The sequence below is a fragment of the Actinomadura sp. NPDC048032 genome, from assembly GCF_040653175.1.
Classification (GTDB): Bacteria; Actinomycetota; Actinomycetes; order Streptosporangiales; family Streptosporangiaceae; genus Spirillospora; species Spirillospora verrucosospora.
In genome coordinates this window covers 1-20,349 of record NZ_JBEZJP010000117.1, presented here as the reverse complement: position 1 = coordinate 20,349, position 20,349 = coordinate 1, and the positions used below count along the sequence as shown (strand labels likewise).

The 20,349-nt window shown below is 73.0% G+C and carries 11 protein-coding genes and 1 pseudogene; all 12 read left to right on the top strand.

The window, feature by feature from the left end; translation table 11 throughout:
- Window positions 1-486: ATP-binding cassette domain-containing protein (locus tag AB0C69_RS17890; RefSeq protein ID WP_360354643.1), on the top strand; the 486-nt coding region annotated here is incomplete at its 5' end.
- A gap of 4 nt (window positions 487-490) precedes the next feature.
- Window positions 491-1,579: an ABC transporter permease gene (locus AB0C69_RS17885; RefSeq protein WP_345182416.1), complete on the top strand. Its 1,089-nt coding sequence runs from the start codon at window positions 491-493 to the stop codon at window positions 1,577-1,579.
- Window positions 1,576-2,565: an ABC transporter permease gene (locus AB0C69_RS17880; protein WP_345182418.1), complete on the top strand. Its 990-nt coding sequence runs from the start codon at window positions 1,576-1,578 to the stop codon at window positions 2,563-2,565. Before AB0C69_RS17885 ends, AB0C69_RS17880 begins: the two co-directional genes overlap by 4 nt.
- Window positions 2,566-2,660: 95 nt before the next feature.
- Window positions 2,661-3,746, top strand: coding sequence for a rhamnose ABC transporter substrate-binding protein (rhaS, locus tag AB0C69_RS17875; protein ID WP_345182420.1), 1,086 nt, complete (start codon window positions 2,661-2,663; stop codon window positions 3,744-3,746).
- A gap of 57 nt (window positions 3,747-3,803) precedes the next feature.
- A complete protein-coding gene (locus tag AB0C69_RS17870; RefSeq protein ID WP_360354639.1) occupies window positions 3,804-4,133 on the top strand; it encodes an L-rhamnose mutarotase in 330 nt (109 codons plus the stop codon).
- Window positions 4,134-4,162: 29 nt separating this feature from the next.
- Complete coding sequence (gene rhaI / locus AB0C69_RS17865) at window positions 4,163-5,329, top strand: L-rhamnose isomerase (protein WP_360354636.1); 1,167 nt, start codon at window positions 4,163-4,165, stop codon at window positions 5,327-5,329.
- A 53-nt stretch (window positions 5,330-5,382) separates the two neighbouring features.
- The gene (locus AB0C69_RS17860) at window positions 5,383-7,434 is read left to right on the top strand and encodes a bifunctional aldolase/short-chain dehydrogenase (RefSeq protein WP_360354634.1); all 2,052 of its coding nucleotides are present in this window, start codon (window positions 5,383-5,385) and stop codon (window positions 7,432-7,434) included.
- Window positions 7,435-7,724: 290 nt separating this feature from the next.
- Window positions 7,725-9,143 carry an L-fucose/L-arabinose isomerase family protein gene (locus AB0C69_RS17855; protein WP_360354631.1) on the top strand — a complete coding sequence of 473 codons (1,419 nt, stop codon included), beginning with the start codon at window positions 7,725-7,727 and terminating at the stop codon, window positions 9,141-9,143.
- 65 nt (window positions 9,144-9,208) lie between these two features.
- A complete protein-coding gene (locus tag AB0C69_RS17850; protein ID WP_360354629.1) occupies window positions 9,209-13,171 on the top strand; it encodes a family 78 glycoside hydrolase catalytic domain in 3,963 nt (1,320 codons plus the stop codon).
- The gene (locus AB0C69_RS17845; protein WP_360354626.1) at window positions 13,168-16,890 is read left to right on the top strand and encodes a glycosyl hydrolase; all 3,723 of its coding nucleotides are present in this window, start codon (window positions 13,168-13,170) and stop codon (window positions 16,888-16,890) included. Before AB0C69_RS17850 ends, AB0C69_RS17845 begins: the two co-directional genes overlap by 4 nt.
- Window positions 16,891-16,994: 104 nt before the next feature.
- Window positions 16,995-19,733, top strand: coding sequence for a family 78 glycoside hydrolase catalytic domain (locus tag AB0C69_RS17840; RefSeq protein ID WP_360354623.1), 2,739 nt, complete (start codon window positions 16,995-16,997; stop codon window positions 19,731-19,733).
- 11 nt (window positions 19,734-19,744) lie between these two features.
- Window positions 19,745-20,349: pseudogene (locus tag AB0C69_RS17835) on the top strand (hydrolase); the annotation flags it as partial.

Genomic DNA, 20,349 nt, shown 5'->3' with positions numbered 1-20,349 from the left:
GACATGTCGATCGAGCGGAACATGGGCCTGACCCAGCTGAAGACGCTGCGCCGCGAGACCGGGCGCGGGGGCCTGATCTCCCGGAAGGTGGAGCGGGACCGCGCCGCCGACTGGGGCCTGCGCCTCCAGCTGAAGTACTCCCGGCTCAGCGACGCCGTCGGCGTCCTGTCGGGCGGCAACCAGCAGAAGGTCGTGCTCGCCAAGTGGCTGGCCACCGAGCCGGCCGTGCTGATCGTGGACGAGCCGACCCGCGGCATCGACGTCGGCACCAAGGCCGAGGTGCACCGGCTGCTGTCGGAGCTGGCCGCGCAGGACCTGGCGGTGCTGATGATCTCCTCCGACCTGCCGGAGGTGCTCGGCATGGCCGACCGGATCCTCGTCATGCACGAGGGGCGGCTGACCGCGCAGATCGCCCGCGCGGACGCGACCGAGGAGAGCGTGATGGCCGCGGCGACCGGCCGCCCCGGCACCGGAAAGGCGGCCTGAGCCGATGACCGTCCTCACCCAGTCCCCGGCCAGGCCGGAGTCGGGCGGCCCGCCGGGCGGCGGGCGCCGCCTGGTCGAGATGGTGCTGCGCGCCCGCGAGCTGAGCATCCTCGGCGCGCTGGTCCTGCTCGTGCTCGGCACGACGATCGCGAACCCGCGGTTCCTGTCCGGCCAGGGCCTCAAGGACATCTTCCTCAACGCCTCGATCCTGGTGCTGCTCGCCGTCGGGCAGAGCATGGTCGTCGTCACCCGCAACATCGACCTGTCGGTCGGGTCCGTCGTCGGGCTCGTCGCGTTCAGCGCCGGCAAGTACGCCTCCGGCGGGGACCGCAACGTCGTGATGGTCGTCCTGGTGGGCGTCGGGATCGGCCTGGTCTGCGGGCTCGTGAACGGGCTGCTGGTCAGCTTCTGCCGCGTCCCCGCCCTCGTCGTGACCCTCGGCACCCTGTACGTCATCCAGGGGCTGGACTACCGCATCGCGCACGGCGACCAGATCGGCGCCGCGGACCTTCCGGCGTCGCTGCTGAGCCTCGGCAACGACGGGATCCTCGGCATCCCCTACCTTCCGATCATCACCGTGGTCGTGATGGCGGCGGTCGGCTACTACCTGCGCTCCTACTCCTCCGGGCGCGAGTACTACGCGATCGGCTCCAGCCCGGAGGCCGCGATGCTCGCCGGCGTGCCGATCCGCCGCCGCGTCCTCACCGCCTACCTGGTCAGCGGCGCCCTCGCCGGCCTCGCCGGGGTGCTGTGGCTCGCCCGGTTCGGCACCGTCGTCGCCGACGCCGCCAACGGCTGGGAGCTGAAGGTCGTCAGCGCGGTCGTCGTCGGCGGCGTCGCCATCACCGGCGGCGTCGGCACCGTGTACGGGGCGGCGCTCGGCGCGCTGCTGCTCACCACCATCGGCAGCGTGCTGGTGGTGCTCAAGGTCAACTCGTTCTGGCAGGACGCGATCACCGGCGTCCTGCTGCTGCTGGCCATCAGCGTCGACCGGCTGCTGGCGCTGCGCGTCACCCGGGCGCTGAAACAGCGGTCCCTGGCCTCGGCCGCGCACCGCGCCGCCGCCCCGGAGAGCAAGGAGGGACGGTCATGAGCCGCCTGATGCGGTGGGAGACCGCCGTCACCGCCCTGCTGGTGGTGGTGTTCGCGAGCGGCGCCGGGTTCTCCCCGGACTTCGCGAACAACGACAACCTGTCGTTCGCGCTGGACGACCTCAGCGAGATCGCGCTGATCGCGCTGCCGATGACGCTGCTGGTCGTGTGCGGGCAGGTGGACCTGTCGGTCGCCTCCATTCTCGGGCTGTGCAGCGCCCTCACCGGCAAGCTGTGGGACGGCGGCATGTCCATCGAGGCGATCATCCCGCTGGTGCTGGTCGTCGGCGTGGTCTGCGGGCTGGTGAACGGCCTGCTGGTGACCCGGCTCGGGCTGCCGTCCCTCGCCGTGACGATCGGCACGCTGACCCTCTACCGGGGTCTGGCGTACGTGACGCTCGGCACCGGGGCGATCTCGGAGTTCCCCGCCGCCTACACCGATCTCGCGACGTCCTCCATCCCGGGCACGCCGATCCCGTACCCGGTCGCGCTGTTCGCCGTGCTCGCCGCCGCCACCGGCGTCGTCCTGCACGCCACCGGCGTCGGGCGGTCGCTGTTCGCGATCGGCGCGCAGGAGGACGCCGCCTACTTCGCCGGCATCCGGGTCAAGCGCATCAAGCTGATCTTGTTCGCGGTGTCCGGCCTCGTCGCCGGGTTCGCCGGCGTCGTCTACACGCTCCGCTACGGCAGCGCCCGCGCCGACAACGGCATCGGCCTGGAGCTCGCCGTCATCGCGGCGGTGCTGCTCGGCGGCGTCGACTTCGACGGCGGCAAGGGCACCCTCGGCGGCGTCATCGCGGCCGTGCTGCTCATCGGCCTGCTCCGCAACCTGCTGATGCTCAACGACGTCTCCACCGAGGTCCAGTCGATCGTCACGGGCCTGCTGCTCATCATCAGCGTCCTCACGCCGCGGCTGATCGCCGTGGCGCGCGAGGCCCGAGGCCGGCGGCGGGGCGCGAGACCCGCGGTCCCCGCCGCCGCACCGTGATCCCACCGCACCTCGAACCCGACCGCACGACCCCCGCCCCCCGCCGCATGTCCACCCACCCCGTAGCACGACCCGGAACTGTGAAAGGCACCCTGATGAGCATTCGTATGCGCGCCCCGCGCCGGCTGGCGGCCGCCGCCACGGCGGGCGCTCTGGCCCTCAGCCTGGCCGCCTGCGGCGGGACCACCAAGGACTCCGCGTCCGGCTCGGGGGACGCCAAGGCCGGGGGCAAGGCCTCCGCGAACCCGAACGCGCCGCTGAAGAAGGGCCTGAAGCTGGCCTTCCTGCCCAAGCAGGTCAACAACCCCTACGAGACGATCGTCGACAACGCCGGCATCGCGGCGGCCAAGGAGTTCGGCGGTGAGGCCAAGGAGGTCGGCCCGTCCGACGCCTCGGCGTCCTCGCAGGTCTCCTACATCAACACGCTGATCCAGCAGCGGCACGACGCGATCCTCATCGCCGCCAACGACGAGAACGCGGTGTGCGGTCCGCTCAAGCAGGCGATGTCCAAGAACATCAAGATCGTCGCCTACGACTCCGACACCAACCCCGAATGCCGGGACGTGTTCATCAACCAGGCCAGCTCCGAGGAGATCGGCCGCAGCGAGGTCAAGCTGCTGTCCGAGCAGATCGGCGGCGAGGGCGAGATCGCGATCCTGTCGGCGACCGCGAACGCCACGAACCAGAACACCTGGATCAAGTTCATGCAGGACGAGCTGAAGAAGCCCGAGTACTCCAAGATGAAGCTCGTCAAGGTGGCCTACGGCGACGACGACGACCAGAAGTCGTTCCAGCAGACCCAGGGCCTGCTGCAGGCGTACCCGAACCTGAAGGGCATCATCTCGCCGACCACGGTCGGCATCGCCGCCGCCGCCCGCTACATCTCCGGCTCCAAGTACAAGGGCAAGGTCGCGCTGACCGGCCTCGGCACCCCCGACCAGATGCGCAAGTTCGTCAAGGACGGCACGGTCAAGGGCTTCGAGCTCTGGGACCCGAAGAACCTCGGCTACCTCGCCGCGTTCGCGGCGGCGGCGCTGTCGTCCGGCCAGATCACCGGCGCGGAGGGCGAGAAGTTCACGGCGGGCAAGCTCGGCGAGCGCACGATCGGCGCCAACGGCGAGGTGATCCTCGGCCCGCCGACCGTGTTCGACGCCAAGAACATCGACCAGTACCACTTCTGAGCCTGAGCGAAGCGAACCGCTAGGCGTGGGGGCCGCCCCCCACGAGGAGACGAACAGATGTCCGGAAGCACGAAGCGCGTCTGCTTCCTGCTGAAGGTCAGGCAGGACCGCCTGGAGGAGTACAAGCTGCGCCACCAGGCGATCTGGCCCGACATGCTCAGCGCTCTGCGCGACACCGGCTGGCACAACTACTCGCTGTTCCTGCGCGAGGACGGCCTTCTCGTCGGCTACCTGGAGACCGACGACTTCGAGGCCGCCCAGGAGGCGATGGCCCGCACCGAGGTGAACGCGCGGTGGCAGGCGGAGATGGCGCCGTTTTTCGAGGATCTCGACGGCCGCCCCGACGAGGGGATGCGGACGCTCCCCGAGGTCTTCCACCTCGACTGACGAGGACCGGAGAGAAGAGAGAGGCAAGCGTGAACGACACCAGCGCGGTGAAGGACGCCCTGCGCCGCCAGCAGATCGAGACCCCCTCGTGGGCGTACGGGAACTCGGGGACCCGGTTCAAGGTCTTCGCCCAGCCGGGCGTGCCGCGCACCCCGCAGGAGAAGATCGACGATGCCGCGCAGGTGCACCGGTTCACCGGCGTCGCCCCCAGCGTGGCGGTCCACATCCCCTGGGACCGGGTGGACGACTACGCCGCGCTGGCCGCCCACGCCAAGGAGCGGGGCGTGCGGATCGGGGCGGTGAACACCAACGTCTTCCAGGATGACGACTACATGCTCGGCAGCGTCACCAACCCCGACCCCGCCGTCCGCCGCAAGGCCCTCGACCAGTTGCTCGAAGCGGTCGACATCATGGACGCGACCGGGTCCCGCGACCTGAAGCTGTGGTTCTCCGACGGGACGAACTACCCGGGGCAGGACGACATCCGCGACCGGCAGGACCGGATGGCCGAGGCCCTCGCCGCCGTGTACGAGCGGCTCGGCGACGACCAGCGGTTCCTGCTGGAGTACAAGCTGTTCGAGCCGGCGTTCTACGCGACCGACCTGCCGGACTGGGGCACCTCCTACGCGCACTGCCTGAAGCTCGGCCCGAAGGCGCAGGTCGTGGTCGACACCGGCCACCACGCGCCCGGCACCAACATCGAGTTCATCGTGGCGTTCCTGCTGCGCGAGGGGAAGCTCGGCGGGTTCGACTTCAACTCCCGCTTCTACGCCGACGACGACCTGATGGTGGGCGCCGCCGACCCGTTCCAGCTGTTCCGGATCATGTACGAGGTGGTGCGCGGCGGCGGCTACGACGTCGAGACGGGCGTGGCGTTCATGCTCGACCAGTGCCACAACATCGAGCCGAAGATCCAGGGCCAGATCCGCTCGGTGATGAACGTCCAGGAGGCCACGGCGAAGGCGCTGCTGGTGGACGTCGACGCCCTGCGGTCGGCGCAGCGGTCCGGTGACGTCCTGGAGGCGAACGCCGTGTTCATGGACGCCTACAACACCGACGTCCGGCCGCTGCTCGCCGAGCTGCGCGAGGAGATGGGCCTGCACCCGGACCCGGTCGCCGCCTACAAGGCGTCCGGCTACCACCAGCGGATCGTCGAGGAGCGCAAGGACGGCCAGGCGGCCGGCTGGGGCGCCTGAGCGTCCTTCCACGCTCGCACACGAGGCCACGCACGCACATGAGGAGATATCCGATGACCGCCACTCCACCCGAGGTGGAGCATCTGCTGGAACGCGCCAACACCCTCGGCTCGGACCCGCGCAACACCAACTACGCGGGCGGCAACGCGTCCGCGAAGGGCACCGTCACCGACCCGGTGACGGCCCGCGACATCGAGCTGATGTGGGTGAAGGGCTCGGGCGGCGACCTCGGCACCCTCACCGAGAAGGGCCTGGCCGTCCTGCGGCTGGACCGGATGCGCGCCCTCGTGGACGTCTACCCGGGCGTCGAGCGCGAGGACGAGATGGTCGCGGCGTTCGACTACTGCCTGCACGGCAAGGGCGGCGCCGCCCCGTCGATCGACACCGCGATGCACGGCCTCGTGGAGGCCGCGCACGTCGACCACCTGCACCCCGACTCCGGCATCGCGATCGCGACGGCCGCCGACGGCGAGGAGCTGACGCGCCGGATCTTCGGCGACCGGGTGGCGTGGGTGCCGTGGCGGCGCCCCGGCTTCCAGCTCGGCCTGGACATCGCCGAGATCAGGCGCGCCAACCCCGGCGCCATCGGGGTGATCCTCGGCGGGCACGGCATCACCGCCTGGGGCGAGACGAGCGAGGAGTGCAAGGCCAACTCGCTCGACATCATCCGCACCGCCGAGGCCTACATCGCCGAGCGCGGCAAGGCCGACCCGTTCGGCGAGGTCGTCCACCCGGTGCTGCCCGAGGAAGAGCGGCACGCGCGCGCCGCCGCGCTGTTCCCGCTCGTCCGGGGCCTGGCGTCCACGGACCGCCCGCAGGTCGGGCACTACACCGACAGTGAGGCCGTCCTGGACTTCCTGTCGCGCGCCGAGCACCCCCGGCTCGCCGCGCTCGGCACGTCGTGCCCGGACCACTTCCTGCGCACCAAGGTCGCGCCGATGGTGCTGGACCTGCCGCCGGGCGCGCCGCTCGACGAGGCCAAGGCGCGGCTGAGGGAGCTGCACGCCGCCTACCGCGAGGAGTACGCCGCCTACTACGACCGGCACGCCGGCCCGGACTCGCCGCCGATGCGCGGCGCGGACCCGGCGATCGTGCTGGTGCCGGGCGTCGGGATGTTCTCCTTCGGGGCGAACAAGCAGACCGCGCGGGTCGCCGGCGAGTTCTACGTCAACGCGATCAACGTGATGCGCGGCGCTGAGGCGCTGTCGTCGTACGCGCCGATCGACGAGGCGGAGAAGTTCCGCATCGAGTACTGGGAGCTGGAGGAGGCCAAGCTGCGCCGGATGCCGGCGCCGAAGCCCCTCGCGTCCCGCGTCGCCCTCGTCACCGGCGGCGGCTCGGGGATCGGCGCGGCCACCGCCCGCCGCCTCGCCGACGAGGGCGCCTGCGTCGTCGTCGCCGACCGCGACCTCGCGGCCGCCGAGAAGGTCGCCGCCGGGATCGGCGCCGGCGCGCTGCGCGCCTCCGACGTCGCCGTCGCCGCCGGCGCGGACGTGACCTCGGAGGACGAGATCGCCGCGGCCGTCCGGGAGGCGGTGCTGGCCTTCGGCGGCGTGGACCTCGTCGTCAACAACGCCGGGCTCTCCATCTCCAAGCCGCTGCTGGAGACGACCGTCGCCGACTGGGACCTCCAGCACGACGTCATGGCGCGCGGCTCGTTCCTGGTGTCCCGCGAGACCGCCCGCGTCATGGTCGAGCAGGGGATGGGCGGCGACATCGTCTACATCTCGTCGAAGAACGGGGTGTTCGCCGGGCCGAACAACATCGCCTACGGCGCGACCAAGGCCGACCAGGCGCACCAGGTGCGGCTGCTGGCCGCCGAGCTCGGCGAGCACGGCATCCGCGTCAACGGGGTCAACCCGGACGGGGTCGTGCGCGGTTCGGGGATCTTCGCCGGCGGGTGGGGCGCCAAGCGCGCCGCCGTGTACGGCGTCGAGGAGGAGAGGCTCGGCGAGTTCTACGCCCAGCGGACGCTGCTCAAGCGCGAGGTGCTGCCCGAGCACGTCGCCGCCGCCGTCTTCGCCCTCACCGGCGGGGACCTGACCCACACCACCGGACTGCACGTCCCCGTGGACGCCGGCGTCGCCGCCGCGTTCCTGCGCTGAGGAGGATCCCAGACGGAACGAGGCCGGCCGGCGGCCCGGACCGCGCGGCCGCGGCGCTCACCCCGCCGCGGCCGCGCCGTCCCCACCCGGGCCGCCGGCCGTGCCTGCTGGGCCCGCTCGACCAAGTGAACCCGAAGGGACAACGATGCCGCCGGCCGGGAAGTTCGCACCCTCCTCTGTGTCCGTCGTCACCTCCCGGACCCGGGGGGCCGCGTCCGGTGGGCATGTCCCCATGAAGAGGGCGTCCGCCGGGCGCCGCACCCTCACGGCCCGTTAGGAGAGGACAAGCAATGGCAGACACCACAGCGCCACCGCCGGTCAAGGTCGGCCTCGTCGCCGGCGGGCTCGGCGCCTACTGGCCGCAGTTCCCCGACCTGCTGCCGCAGCTCAAGCAGTCCGCCGAGCGCGTCTCGGAGCGGATGCGCGGGCTCGGCGCCGAGGTCGTCGACGTGGGGTTCATCTCCGACGCGCAGGAGGGCGCGGCCGCGGCCGAGCGGCTGCGCGCCGCGGGCTGCGACATCATCGTCGGCTTCCTCACCACCTACATGACCGCGACGATGCTGGTCCCGGTGGCGCAGCGGGCGGACGCGCCCGTCCTGCTGATCAACCTGCAGCCGACCGAGTCGATGGACCACGCGACCTTCGACACCGGGCAGTGGCTCGCCTACTGCGGCGCCTGCCCGCTGCCGGAGATGGCGAACGCGTTCGCGCGCTGCGGCGTCCCGTTCCGCTCGGTGTCGGGCTACCTGGAGGACGAGCGCGCCTGGGCGAAGATCGGCCGCTGGGTGCGCGCCGCCGGGGTCCGCGCGGCGCTGCGGCGGGGCCGGCACGGGCTGATGGGCCACCTGTACCCGGGCATGCTCGACGTCTCCACCGACCTCACGCTCGTCAGCGCCAACTTCGGCGGGCACGTCGAGGTGCTGGAGTTCGACGACCTGCGCGTCCGGGTGGAGAAGGTCACCGACGCCGAGACGGCCGCCAAGAAGGCCGAGGCGGAGAAGATCTTCGAGCTGGACGCGTCCGTCAACGACGACGACCTGACCTGGGCGGCCCGCGTCTCGGTCGGCCTCGACCGCCTCGTCGAGGACTTCGAACTCGACAGCCTGGCCTACTACCACCGCGGCCTGGACGGCGAGATCCACGAGCGGCTCGGCGCCGGGATGATCCTCGGCGCGTCGCTGCTCACAGCGCGCGGGATCCCGGCCGCCGGGGAGTACGAGCTGCGCACCTCCCTGGCGATGCTGGTCGCCGACCGGCTCGGCGCGGGCGGCTCCTTCACCGAGCTGCAGGCGCTCGACTTCCACCGCGGCCACGTCGAGATGGGCCACGACGGGCCCGCGCACCTGGCGATCAGCGCCCGCCGCCCGCTGCTGCGCGGCCTCGGCGTCTACCACGGCAAGCGCGGCTACGGCGTGTCCGTCGAGTTCGACGTCAAGCACGGCCCGGTCACCGCGTTCGGGATCATCCAGCGCCGCGACGGCAGGTTCGCGTTCGTCGCGTCCGAGGGCGAGACCGTGGACGGGCCGCTGCTGCAGATCGGCAACACCACCTCCCGCGTCGACTTCGGCTGCGACCCCGGCGAGTGGACCGACGCGTGGTCGGCCACCGGCATCTCCCACCACTGGGCCCTCGGGACGGGCCACCGCGTCGCCGACCTGAAGGCCCTCGCCGACCTCCTGGAGATCGAACTGGTCCATGTGAACCCCTGACGACACCCTTACGGCGCGACGCCGTCACCCCCCCACCCCCGCGCAGGTCCGAAGGATGTTCCGTCATGCCCAAAATCCCCCCACCACGCGGTGCCGTATGCGGTGCCGCCCTATGCCTCGCGCTCACCGCCGTCACCGCCCTGCCCGCCCGCGCTGACGCCTCGGGGCTGCACGCCACCGGGCTGCGGACCGACGCGCTCGACGACCCCATCGGCATCGACGACACGACGCCCACCCTGAGCTGGCACTTGGCGGCCCCGGGCCGCGGCTCGGCCCAGACCGCCTACCAGGTGGTCGCGGCGACGTCCCGGGACCGCCTCGGCCGCGCCGACCTGTGGGACTCCGGCAGGGTTTCCTCCGCCGCAGCCGGCGCCGTCTACCGGGGCACGGCGCTCACCTCCCGCCGCCAGGTGTGGTGGCGGGTCCGGGTCTGGGACGGCTCCGGGCGCGCGTCGGGCTGGAGCAGCCCCGCCCGGTTCGAGACGGGCCTGCTCGCCAAGGACGACTGGTCCGGCAAGTGGATCGGCGACGAGCGCTGGCTGAACCGGGCGCCGACTCCCGCCACCGTCGCGCTGCCCGCCGGAACCAGGGCCCGCCACCTGCGGCTGGACGTGACGAAGCTCGGCCTCCCCGTCAAGGAGGGCAGCTCGCTGCTGTCGCGGCTCCAGCTCGCCGAGATCGAGGCGCTCGACCCGTCCGGGACGAACGTGGCGAAGGGCGCGAAGGTCACCGCGTCCGAGGTCCGCGAGTACCCCGGCAAGTGGATGCCGGAGTTCGTCACCGACGGGTCCCTCACCACGCAGACGGCGCCGTTCGGTTACACCAGCCCCGCCTACGGCTCGCAGGACCCCGGCCACCACATCTGGCTGCAGCTCGACCTCGGCGCCGTCAAGGACCTCGCCTCGGTCAAGCTCTACCCGCGCACCGACCTGATGACGGGCGACGGCAAGACGCCGAACTTCCCCGTCGACTACACGCTGCAGACCTCCGACTCGGCGGACGGCCCGTTCGCCACGGCCAGGAGCGTCACCGGGCAGGAGCCGCCGCCCGCGTACCAGACCGACCTTCCCCGCCTGCCCCTGCTCGCCCGGCAGTTCTCCCTGAAGGACGAGGTGCGGTCGGCGCGACTCTACATCACCGCGCTCGGCATCTACGACGCCACCGTCAACGGCCGCCCGGTGAGCGACGCCGTCCTGGAACCGCCGAACACCGACTACCGCAAGCGGGCCGAGTACGCGGCCTACGACGTCACGAAGCTGCTGCGGCGCGGCGGCAACGCGATCGGCGTCCGGCTCGGCAACGGCGCCTACAACGTCACCTCCACCAGCGACCGGTACACCAAGTACGTCGGGGCGCAGGGCGCGCCGAAGCTGCTCGCCCAGCTGGAGGTCACGCTCGCGGACGGGACGACCGCGCGGGTCGCGACCGACTCGTCCTGGCGCACCGACCTCGGCCCGACCACCTTCACCCACTGGTACGGCGGTGAGGACGAGGACGCCCGCCTCGCCCGCGCGGGCTGGGACGAGCCGTCGGCGGACCTGGCGGCCTGGCGCCCGGCCGCCGAGGCGCCCGACCCCGGCATCGCGCTCACCGCGCGCATGTCGCCGGCGATCGTGCCCGTCGGGCGCCGCCGGACCGTGAAGGTCACGCAGCCGGAGAAGGGCACCTACGTCTTCGACCTCGGTGAGAACGTCGCGGGCTGGCCGGAGATCCGGGTCGGCGGCCCGCGCGGGACGGAGCTGGCGCTCACGCCGGGGGAGCGGCTCGGCGCGGACGGCCTCGTCGAGCAGGGCACGATGATCGCCGGCGGGGCGCGGCGCCCCCCGATCGAGGACCACTACACCCTCGCCGGGGAGGGCACCGAGACCTGGCACCCCCGCTTCGTCTACCACGGCTTCCGCTACCTCCAGGTGACGGGCCTGCCGTCCGCCCCGGAGGCGGACGCCGTGTCGGCGGTCGTGCTGCGCGCTGGCAACGCCTCCGCCGGCTCGTTCGAGAGCTCCGACCTGCTGCTGAACGGCATCCACAAGATCATCGACCGGTCGATCCAGGGCAACATGTTCAGCATCCTCACCGACTGCCCCGACCGGGAGAAGCTCGGCTGGCTGGAGGAGACCCAGCTCGTCCAGGGGTCGGTCACCCGCAACTACGACGTCGCGGCCTACTACCCGGCGCTGCTGCGCAACATGGCCGAGGCGCAGACCCCGGACGGGCTCGTCCCCGACATCGCGCCCGAGTACGTCCAGTTCTCCGGCGGCGTCCGCGACGACCCCAACTGGGGGAGCGCCATCATCCTGGCCGCCTGGCAGCACTACCGCACCTACGGCGACGCCCGCCCGCTGCGCGACTTCTACCCGAACATGCAGCGCTACCTGGACTACCTGACCTCCAAGGCGAAGGGGAACCTGCTCGACTACGGCCTCGGCGACTGGGCCGCCGTCGACAAGACCACGCCGCGCGGGATCGCCGCCACCTACGGCTACCAGCGCAGCGCCGCCGCGCTCGCCTCCGTCGCGGGCCTGCTCGGCAAGGACGACGACGCCGCCCGCTACCGCAGGCTCGCGGGCGACATCGCCGCCGCCTTCAACGCCAAGTACCTGGACGAGGCCGGGCACACCTACGGCTCGGGCAGCCAGGCCGGGGACGCGTTCGCGCTCGACCTCGGCATCGTCCCCGAAGCGCAGCGCCAGGCCGTCCTCGACCACCTCGTCGCCTCGGTCAAGGGCAGGGGCCACCACCTCACCGTCGGCGAGATCGCCCTGCCGGCCCTGTTCCGGGTGCTGTCGGCGGCCGGGCGCGACGACGTCATCCTCGCCGTCGCCCAGCAGGTCACCGACCCCAGCTACGGCTACCAGGTCGTGCACGGCGCGACCGCGCTCACCGAGTACTGGGACGGCCCGACCGGCTACGGCTCCCAGAACCACTTCATGCTCGGCGCGATCGACGAGTGGTTCGGCGCCGGGCTCGCCGGGATCGGCCAGGCGGGCGACTCGGTCGCCTTCGGCAAGCTCGTGGTCCGGCCCGCCGTCGTCGGCGACCTGACCCGCGCCGCCTCCACCTACCGCACACCCCGCGGCGCGGTCTCCAGCGCGTGGCGCCGCTCCGGGCACGACCTGCGGCTCGACGTGACCGTCCCGCCGGGCGCCCCCGCCCGCGTGGAGGTGCCGCTGCTCGGCGCGTCCGGCGCCACCGCCCCGGCGGGAGCCCGGTCCCTGGGCGTCCAGGACGGGCGGGCCGTGTACGAGGTCGGATCCGGGTCCTGGACGTTCAACGTCCGCACGCCCGAGGCCGTGCACCAGGACCGCACCCAGCTCGCCGTCGAACCCCCGTTCGGCGCCGACGTCCCCGTCATCGACGGAGAGTCCTCGACGGCCCGGTTCCGCGTCACCAACCTCGAGCGGCACGCCGTCACCGTCCCGGTGAAGGCCGCCGCGACGGACGGCTTCACCGCCGGGGCCGCGGGACGGGTCACGATCCCGGCCGGCGCCTCCACGGAGGTCCCGGTCACGATCAGGCGCACCGGCGAGGCGACCGAGGGAACGGTGACCGTCACCGTCGACGACGAGAGCGTGCGGGCCCCGGTGCGCGTCACCGGCAACCTCGTGCGCGTCGCCGAGATGTCGGCGTCCAGCACCCACAGCGGCTCGTCGCCCGCCTGGACCAACGACGGCGGCACCGACTCCGGCGTGTGGCTGAACGGCGTCGGCGGCTGGAACGACGACACCGCCGGAGACTTCCCCGACACCCTGACCGCCTCCTGGGACGAGCCGCGCCGCGTCGGCCGCGTGAAGGTCTTCACGCTCGACGACCCGGCGCACCCGGCCGCCAAGACCGGAATCCGCGACTTCGACGTCCAGGCCCGCGTGGACGGGACGTGGACGACGGTCGCGACGGTCGCCGGCAGCACCGCCGGCACGGTCGAGAGGACCTTCGCGCCCGTCCGGGCGTCGGCGCTCCGGCTCCTCGTCCGCGACTCCAACGACCACAACTACAGCCGCGTCATCGAGCTGGAGGGCTACTCCTCGTGACTCATTCCAAAGCTCGGCTCCTGGCGGTGCCGGCGGCCGCGCTCCTGGCCGTGTCCGGGCTCGCCGCCGCCGGGGCGGCCGAGACCGCTCCGCCGTTCGGGCCGGACGTCCCGGCCCTGACCCGCGGAACCTTCGCCGACCCCCCGGCGTCCGTGCGGCCCAAGTACCGCTGGTGGCAGCCGCTGGCCCACACCGACGACAAGGAACTGGCCGCGGAGCTCGAACAGATCAGGAAGGCGGGCGGCGGCGGAGCCGAGGTCGCGCCGTTCAGCGTGGAGGGCGCCGGCAACAACTCCCCGGAGTTCCTGAAGACCTACGGCTGGGGCACCCCGCTCTGGGCGCAGAAGACCCGGACGATGCTGGCCGCGGCCAAGGCCAACGGGCTCGGCCTCGACTTCACCATCGGCCCGCGCTGGCCCGCGACCGTCCCCACCGTCGACGACGTCAACGATCCGAGCGCGCAGCAGCAGATCGTCTTCTCCCACGAGTTCCACAAGGGCGGGACCGGCAGGTCGGGGGCGCTGCCCACCAACTTCAACGTCGCGCCGCCCGCCGGGGCGAAGAGGACGCTCGTCGCCGCGCTCGTCGCCAAGTGCTCCGACGCGGGATGCGCCACGTCGAGCGGCCCGCGGATGCTGGAACGCGAGGGCGTCACCGACGTCACCTCGAAGGTGGACGCGCAGGGCGGCCTCGCGGTCGACTTCCCCGGCGACGGCGAGAGCACCTACGCGCTGATCGCCTTCTACCAGACGCCCAGCGGGCAGTCCCTGTCCGGCTACACCGCGACCGGCACCAACTACGCCCTCGACCCGTTCGGCGAGGCCGGGGCCAAGGCGACCACGGACTTCTACGACGAGCACATCCTCACCCCCGACGTGCGGAAGCTGCTCGCCCAGATGGGCGAGAGCGACCTGTTCGAGGACTCGCTCGAACTCGGCACCACCCAGAAGTGGACGTCCGAGCTGGTCGACCAGTGGACGAAGCGGCGCGGCTACTCCCCGGTCGAGGTGCTCCCCGCCCTGGCCGGCGCCGGCGACCAGGGCATCACCGACCGGCCGTTCTTCGACTTCGGCGGCGGCGTCGGCGCCCGGGTCCGCACCGACTACCGGCAGACCCTCAGCGACCTCTACATCCGCAACCGGCTCGACGTGCTGCGCGAGTGGGCCCACAAGCACCACATCAGCACCCGCATCCAGCCCTACGGCATCCCGGTGGACGTCGCGGAGGCCGCCTCGCACGTCGACGTGCCCGAGGGAGAGTCCCTGGCGTTCGGGCAGTCGGTCGGGGCCTACAGCAACGTCCAGGACTACCGGGTCGTCGCGACGGGCGCGCACGTGTCCGGGCGGCCGGTGGTGTCCGACGAGTGCTGCGCCTTCTCCTCCTCGGTGTGGGGCTCGACGGCCGGCGCCGGATCGGACGCCTCCAACCTCCAGGCCGTCTACCGGGGCCTCGCGGGCGGCGTGAACCAGGTCGTCTGGCACGGCTTCCCGTACCTGAGCAGGGGCCCCGCGGGCGCAGGGCCGCAGTCGGCCTGGCCCGGCATGACCTACGGCGGCAACGCCTCCTACTCGGAGGCGTTCGGCGACAAGGGCGGCCCGAACTGGGCCGACTACCGCGCGGTCAACGACAACCTGGCCCGGATGCAGCTGGTGCTGCGGCAGGGCAAGCCCCGCTTCGACCTGGCCGTGTACTGGCAGGACTTCGGCATGAACGGCACCGGCACCACCGGCAGCGGGTCGAACAAGCTGATCCAGAGCTCCTCGGCGCTGGCGTCGGCCGGGTACACCTACGAGTACCTCAGCCCGGCGCTGCTGCGCCGCAAGGACGCCTCCTTCTCCCGCGGCGCCCTGTTCGGCGACCGCTCCGCCTACCACGCGGTGCTGCTGAACGACCAGAAGACGATGCCGGTGGACGCCGCTGAGAAGCTGCTGCGGCTGGCGCGGCAGGGGCTTCCCGTCGTCGTCGTCGGGGACGTGCCGAGCGCGGTGCCCGGCAACGGCGACGCGGCGCGGCAGGACGCGCGGCTGCGGTCGGTGGTCTCCGAACTCCTCCGGCAGCGCGGCGTGGTGCGGGTGGCGAGCGAGGCGGACGCGCCGGACGCGCTGCGGCGCCTGCGCGTCACGCCGGCCGCCGCGCCGCACGACGGCTCGGGCGCCATCCTCGACGTGCGCCGCCAGGCGGGCTCCACCGACTACTACTACCTGTACAACCAGACGAACACCGCGACCGCGCAGAAGATCACCCTGACCGGCGAGGGCGTGCCCTACCGGCTGGACACCTGGACCGGCAAGATCACCCCGATCGCCGACTACACGTCCGGCCACGGCACCGTCACCGTCCCGGTCCGGCTGGCCGGGAACGACGCCGCGGTCATCGCGGTCACGCCGCGGCGCGACGCCGCCTTCACCGGGCCCGCGGGCGGCTCACGCCCGCCGGGGCCGCAGGGCGCGGCGGCCGTCCCCCAGCCGGTGAGGCTGGACGAGTGGTCGCTGTCGGTCGACTCCTGGGGCCCCGGCCCGTCCGGCAGGCCCGGCGACACCGCGCACAAGACGCTCGGCCCGGTCGCGGTGAAGGCCGGGGAGGGCGGCGCGCTGCCCGCCTGGTCGGCGATCACCAAGGCCAACGGCCATCCCGTCGACCTCGCGGACGTCTCGGGCGTGGGCACCTACACCGCGAACGTCACCCTGGACGACGGCTGGAAGGGCATCGACCGCGTCGCGCTCGACCTCGGGACGCCGGTGGACACCGTCCGCGTGAACGTCAACGGGCACGACCTGCCGCCGCTGAACCAGGCGGACCTGCGGCACGTCGAGGTCGGGCGGTACCTGCGGCCCGGCGCCAACACGATCACCGTGCGGGTCGCCTCCACGCTGCTCAACGCGGTCCGCGCCGCGCCCGGCACCGGGGCCTCGTCGCGGGCGCCGATGGACTACGGGCTGTTCGGCCCCGTCGCCCTCACCCCGTCCGGCGGCGACCGCCCGGTGCTGGCCGTCGAGGCCCTCGAACCGGAGCTGCCGCTGGCGGACGGCGGCTACAACCGCGCGACCGTGCTGGTCACCAACGCCTCCGGGCGCGAGGCGAACGTGACGGTCTCCGCGTCCGCCGCCGAGGGGATCGGCGCCGAGCCGGAGCGGGGCCGCGTCACGGTTCCGGCGGGCGGCTCGGTGACGGTGCCCGTCGCGCTGCGGGACAAGGGCGTCGCGTCCGGCACGAGCACCCTGAAGGTGACCGCGCGCAGCGACGCCGGGCCGTCCGCCGCCGCGGCGGTGACCCTGCGGCACTCCGGCGACCTGGCCCTCAACCCGGGCGGCACGCCGTTCCCGCGGGTGGTCGCCGACGCCGGCCAGGACCGGTACCCGGCCAAGCTCGCCGTGGACGGCTCGCCCAGCACGTTCTGGGTGTCATGGGGACGCGCCGCCGGCCAGGGACCGACCCCCGCCGACCCGGTGCGCTACGGCGTCGACTTCGGCGCGCCGGTCGAGTTCGGCTCGGTCGTCGTGGGAGGGCGCTCCAACTACGGGCCGCGCGACTACGGCGTCCAGGTCTCCTCGGACGGCCGGAACTGGCGCACCGTGGCGACCGCGACGGACACGCCGAAGGAGGGCGGGACGACGGCCTTCGCCAAGGTCAGCGCCCGCTACGTGCGCCTGGACATCACCAGGAGCTGGGACGGCGTCGGCGCGAACGTGCAGATGAGCGGGTTCTCCGTACGGCCGTAGCCGGAGAGGGGCCGGGGCGGGACGACCCCCCGCGGGCGCGGTCCGCCCCGGCTCCTTCCGGCAGATCACCGCAAGCCGCAGCAACGACGTGGAGGTTGCTTCAGATGATTCGCCGTGACAGGACCCGCCATGCCGAACGCCGTGCCGTCGCCCTCGCCGTCGCCACCGTGGCGGCGACCCTCGCCGCCGGTCTCCCGGGGACCGCGCAGGCCGCGCTGAAGGCGGGGCACGCGCCGCAGTCCCCCGTGGCGCTGACCGTGGGTGACCAGGCGCGCCCGCTGAGCGTGGAGGGGGCGCCGCTGTTCGGGTGGACGCCCCGCGACCGCGACCCCGGGGAGGTGCAGAGCGCCTACGAGATCATCGTGCGGGGGCCGTCCGGCACGGCGGTCTGGGACAGCGGCCGCGTCCGGTCGGGGAGCCAGGAGTACGTGAGGTACGCCGGGCCGTCCCTCGCGCCGGAGACGTCGTACACGTGGACCGTCCGGACCTGGGACGGCTCCGGAAAGCGCTCTCCGTGGGCGCGGCCCGCCGCGTTCGACACCGGGCTCGCCGACCGGGACTGGCAGGCCACCTGGATCCGGCGCACCACCGCGGAGGCCGACGACTACACCCTCGCCCGCAAGGACTTCACGGTCGGCGAGTCGAAGGTCGTGCGCGCTCGCGTGCACATCGCGGCCGGTCAGCAGTACGCGCTGCACCTGAACGGCGAGACCGTCGACCGCGGCCCCGCCTTCGAGTACGCCGACGACGGCTTCTACAAGACCGTCGACGTCACCTCGAAGGTGAAGGCCGGGCGGCCCGCCACGATCGGCGCGCTCTACCACTGGTACGGGTCGGGGCAGGGGCGGCCGAAGGGCGAGCCCGGCCTGCTCGTCCGGCTGGTCATCGACCACGCCGACGGGACGCGGCAGGTCGTCGTCACCGACGGGACGTGGAAGGTGACGCGCGCCCCCTGGAAGACGGCGCCGAAGCGCAACGGGGACGGCGGCGACTACGTCGAGGACATCGACGGTACCGCCGTGCAGGCCGGCTGGGACGAGCCCGGCTTCGACGCGTCCTCGTGGCAGGACCCGGTGGTCGTCGGCGCCCACCCCGCGTCGGGGTTCAAGCACCTGCACGGACAGGAGACCGCGCTCGCGTACCGGACCGTCCGGCCGGTGAAGGTCACGCGGCTGGACTCGGGCGCGCTGGTCGCCGACTTCGGGAAGGTGATCCCGGCCGTGCCGGTGGTGCGGTTCCGGGAGGGCGTCGCCGGCCGGCACGTCGACATGTACGCCTCCTACGTCCTCAAGGACGACGGGACGGTCTCCCGCTCCAAGAGCGACAACCAGGACACCAACCTCGGCTACGGCTACACCCAGCGCGACGGCGACCAGACCTTCCGGCCGCTCACCTACGACGGCTTCCGCTACCTGGAGATCGCGCCGGGCTCCGGGGCCGAGGCGGACGACGTCTCCGCCGTCGTCCAGCACAACGAGGTGACCCGCGAGGGCGGCCTCCGCACGTCGGACGCGGGAGTGAACGCGGCGTACGACCTGATGGCGCGGTCGGCGCTGTACGGATCGCAGTCCCAGTTCCTCGACACGCCCACCCGGGAGAAGGGGCAGTTCCTCGGCGACTCGGTCGACACCTCGATCGCCATGATGGGCGCCTACGGGGAGCGGCGCCTCACCCGTCAGGCGATCCGCGAGTTCATGGCGTCGCAGGCGCGGTACTGGCCGGACGGGCGCCTCAACGCCGTCTACCCGAACGGCGACGGCAAGCGCGACATCCCCGACTACACCGAGATGTTCCCCGGCTGGGTCTGGGACTACTACCAGCAGTCCGGCGACGCGGCCACGCTCGCGGACGCGTACCCCGTGATGAGCGCGGTCGCCGGCTACGTCCGCCGCTACGTCGCGGAGGGGACGGGCCTGGTCACCAACCTGGAGGGCGGCTCCGGGGCCTACAAGTTCGGCATCATCGACTGGCCCGCGACCATGCGGTACGGCCACGACATGGACACCGCCGCACGCACGGTCATCAACGTGCTCGGCGTGGACGTCCTGAACGCCACCGCCCGCGCCGCCGCCGCGCTCGGCAGGACCGGCGACGCGGAGGCGCTGCGCAAGGACGCCGCCGCGCTCACCGGCAACATCAACGCCAGGCTCCGCCGCCCGGACGGCGTCTACATCGACGGACTGAAGAGCGACGGCTCCCAGAGCGCGCACGCCTCGCAGATCGTCAACGCCTACGCGCTCGCCTACGGCGTCGCCCCCGCCGACGGCCGGGCCGAGGTCGAGTCGTACGTCGCCGGGCTCGGCATGCAGATGGGGCCGATGACCGCGCACCGGCTGCTGGAGGCGCTCGGCGGCCGTCCCGCGGACGTCGTCACCCGCCTCACCGACCCGCGGGGACCGGGCTGGGGCAACATCCTCGCGCGCGGCGGCACCTTCACGTGGGAGTCGTGGGACGCCCCGGAGACCGGGCAGAGCCACTCCCACCCGTGGGGCGCGACGTCGCTGGTCGAGGTGCAGCGGACCCTCCTCGGCGTCGCCGTGACCGCCCCGGCCTCGGCCGCCGTGCGGATCAGGCCGCCGCTGACCGGGCTGGACCGCGCGTCCGGGACCGTCCCGCTGCAGCGCGGAGACGTCGGCGTCACGTGGAAGCGGGCCGGCGGCGGCTTCTCGCTCGACGCGGACATCCCCGTCAACGTCCGCGCCGAGATCCACGTCCCCGCCCGCGCCGCGGGCGACGTGCACGTCTCCGGGCCTGGCGGCGCCCGCTTCACCGGCATGAAGGACGGCTACGCCGTCTTCGAAGCCGGCTCCGGGCACCTCACCTTCCGTTCCGACCACCTCTGAGGAGCCCGGCGATGACCGAACGACCAAGGATCGGGATGAGCCGCCGGGACTTCCTCGGCGCGTCGGCGGCCGGGGTGGCGGGCGCGGTCGTGCTCGGCTCCGCCGGGGGCGCCGCGTCGGCGTCCCCGGCCGCCCCGGCGGCCCGGACGCCGTCCGGGCTGCTGACCTCCCTGCTGCCGGACGGGCTCGGCGTCACGGCCGCCCGGCCGAGGCTGAGCTGGCAGGTCGCCGACCTCGGCCCGGGGACGAGGCAGACGCACTATCAGGTGCAGTTCGCCACCACGCCGGCCCGCCTGGAGCGCGGCCCGCACGTGTGGGACAGCGGGAAGGCCGCGTCGGCGGCGTCCGTCGCCGTGCCGTACGGCGGTCCGGCGCTGGCGCCGCGCACGCCGTACTGGTGGCGGGTCCGGACGTTCGACGGGCCCAGGGCGTCCCGCTGGTCCGAGCCCGCCCTGCTGGCCACGGGCGTCGGCGAGTGGTCCGCCGAGCCGATCTGGACGGCGGCCGCGCGGGCGCCCGGCGACGGCGTCCTCAAGGCCCGGCTGCAGATCACCTCGGTCGCGGCGAGCATCTGGTTCCGGGCGTCCGGGACGAGCGCCAACTACCTGTGGCAGCT

What these genes read in the sequence shown, in the direction of transcription:
- AB0C69_RS17885 (WP_345182416.1), top strand. Translation starts at nt 491, where the DNA reads ATGACCGTCCTCACCCAGTCCCCGGCCAGGCCGGAGTCGGGCGGCCCG.
- AB0C69_RS17880 (WP_345182418.1), top strand. Translation starts at nt 1,576, where the DNA reads ATGAGCCGCCTGATGCGGTGGGAGACCGCCGTCACCGCCCTGCTGGTG.
- rhaS (WP_345182420.1), top strand. Translation starts at nt 2,661, where the DNA reads ATGAGCATTCGTATGCGCGCCCCGCGCCGGCTGGCGGCCGCCGCCACG.
- AB0C69_RS17870 (WP_360354639.1), top strand. Translation starts at nt 3,804, where the DNA reads ATGTCCGGAAGCACGAAGCGCGTCTGCTTCCTGCTGAAGGTCAGGCAG.
- AB0C69_RS17860 (WP_360354634.1), top strand. Translation starts at nt 5,383, where the DNA reads ATGACCGCCACTCCACCCGAGGTGGAGCATCTGCTGGAACGCGCCAAC.
- AB0C69_RS17855 (WP_360354631.1), top strand. Translation starts at nt 7,725, where the DNA reads ATGGCAGACACCACAGCGCCACCGCCGGTCAAGGTCGGCCTCGTCGCC.
- AB0C69_RS17850 (WP_360354629.1), top strand. Translation starts at nt 9,209, where the DNA reads ATGCCCAAAATCCCCCCACCACGCGGTGCCGTATGCGGTGCCGCCCTA.
- AB0C69_RS17840 (WP_360354623.1), top strand. Translation starts at nt 16,995, where the DNA reads ATGATTCGCCGTGACAGGACCCGCCATGCCGAACGCCGTGCCGTCGCC.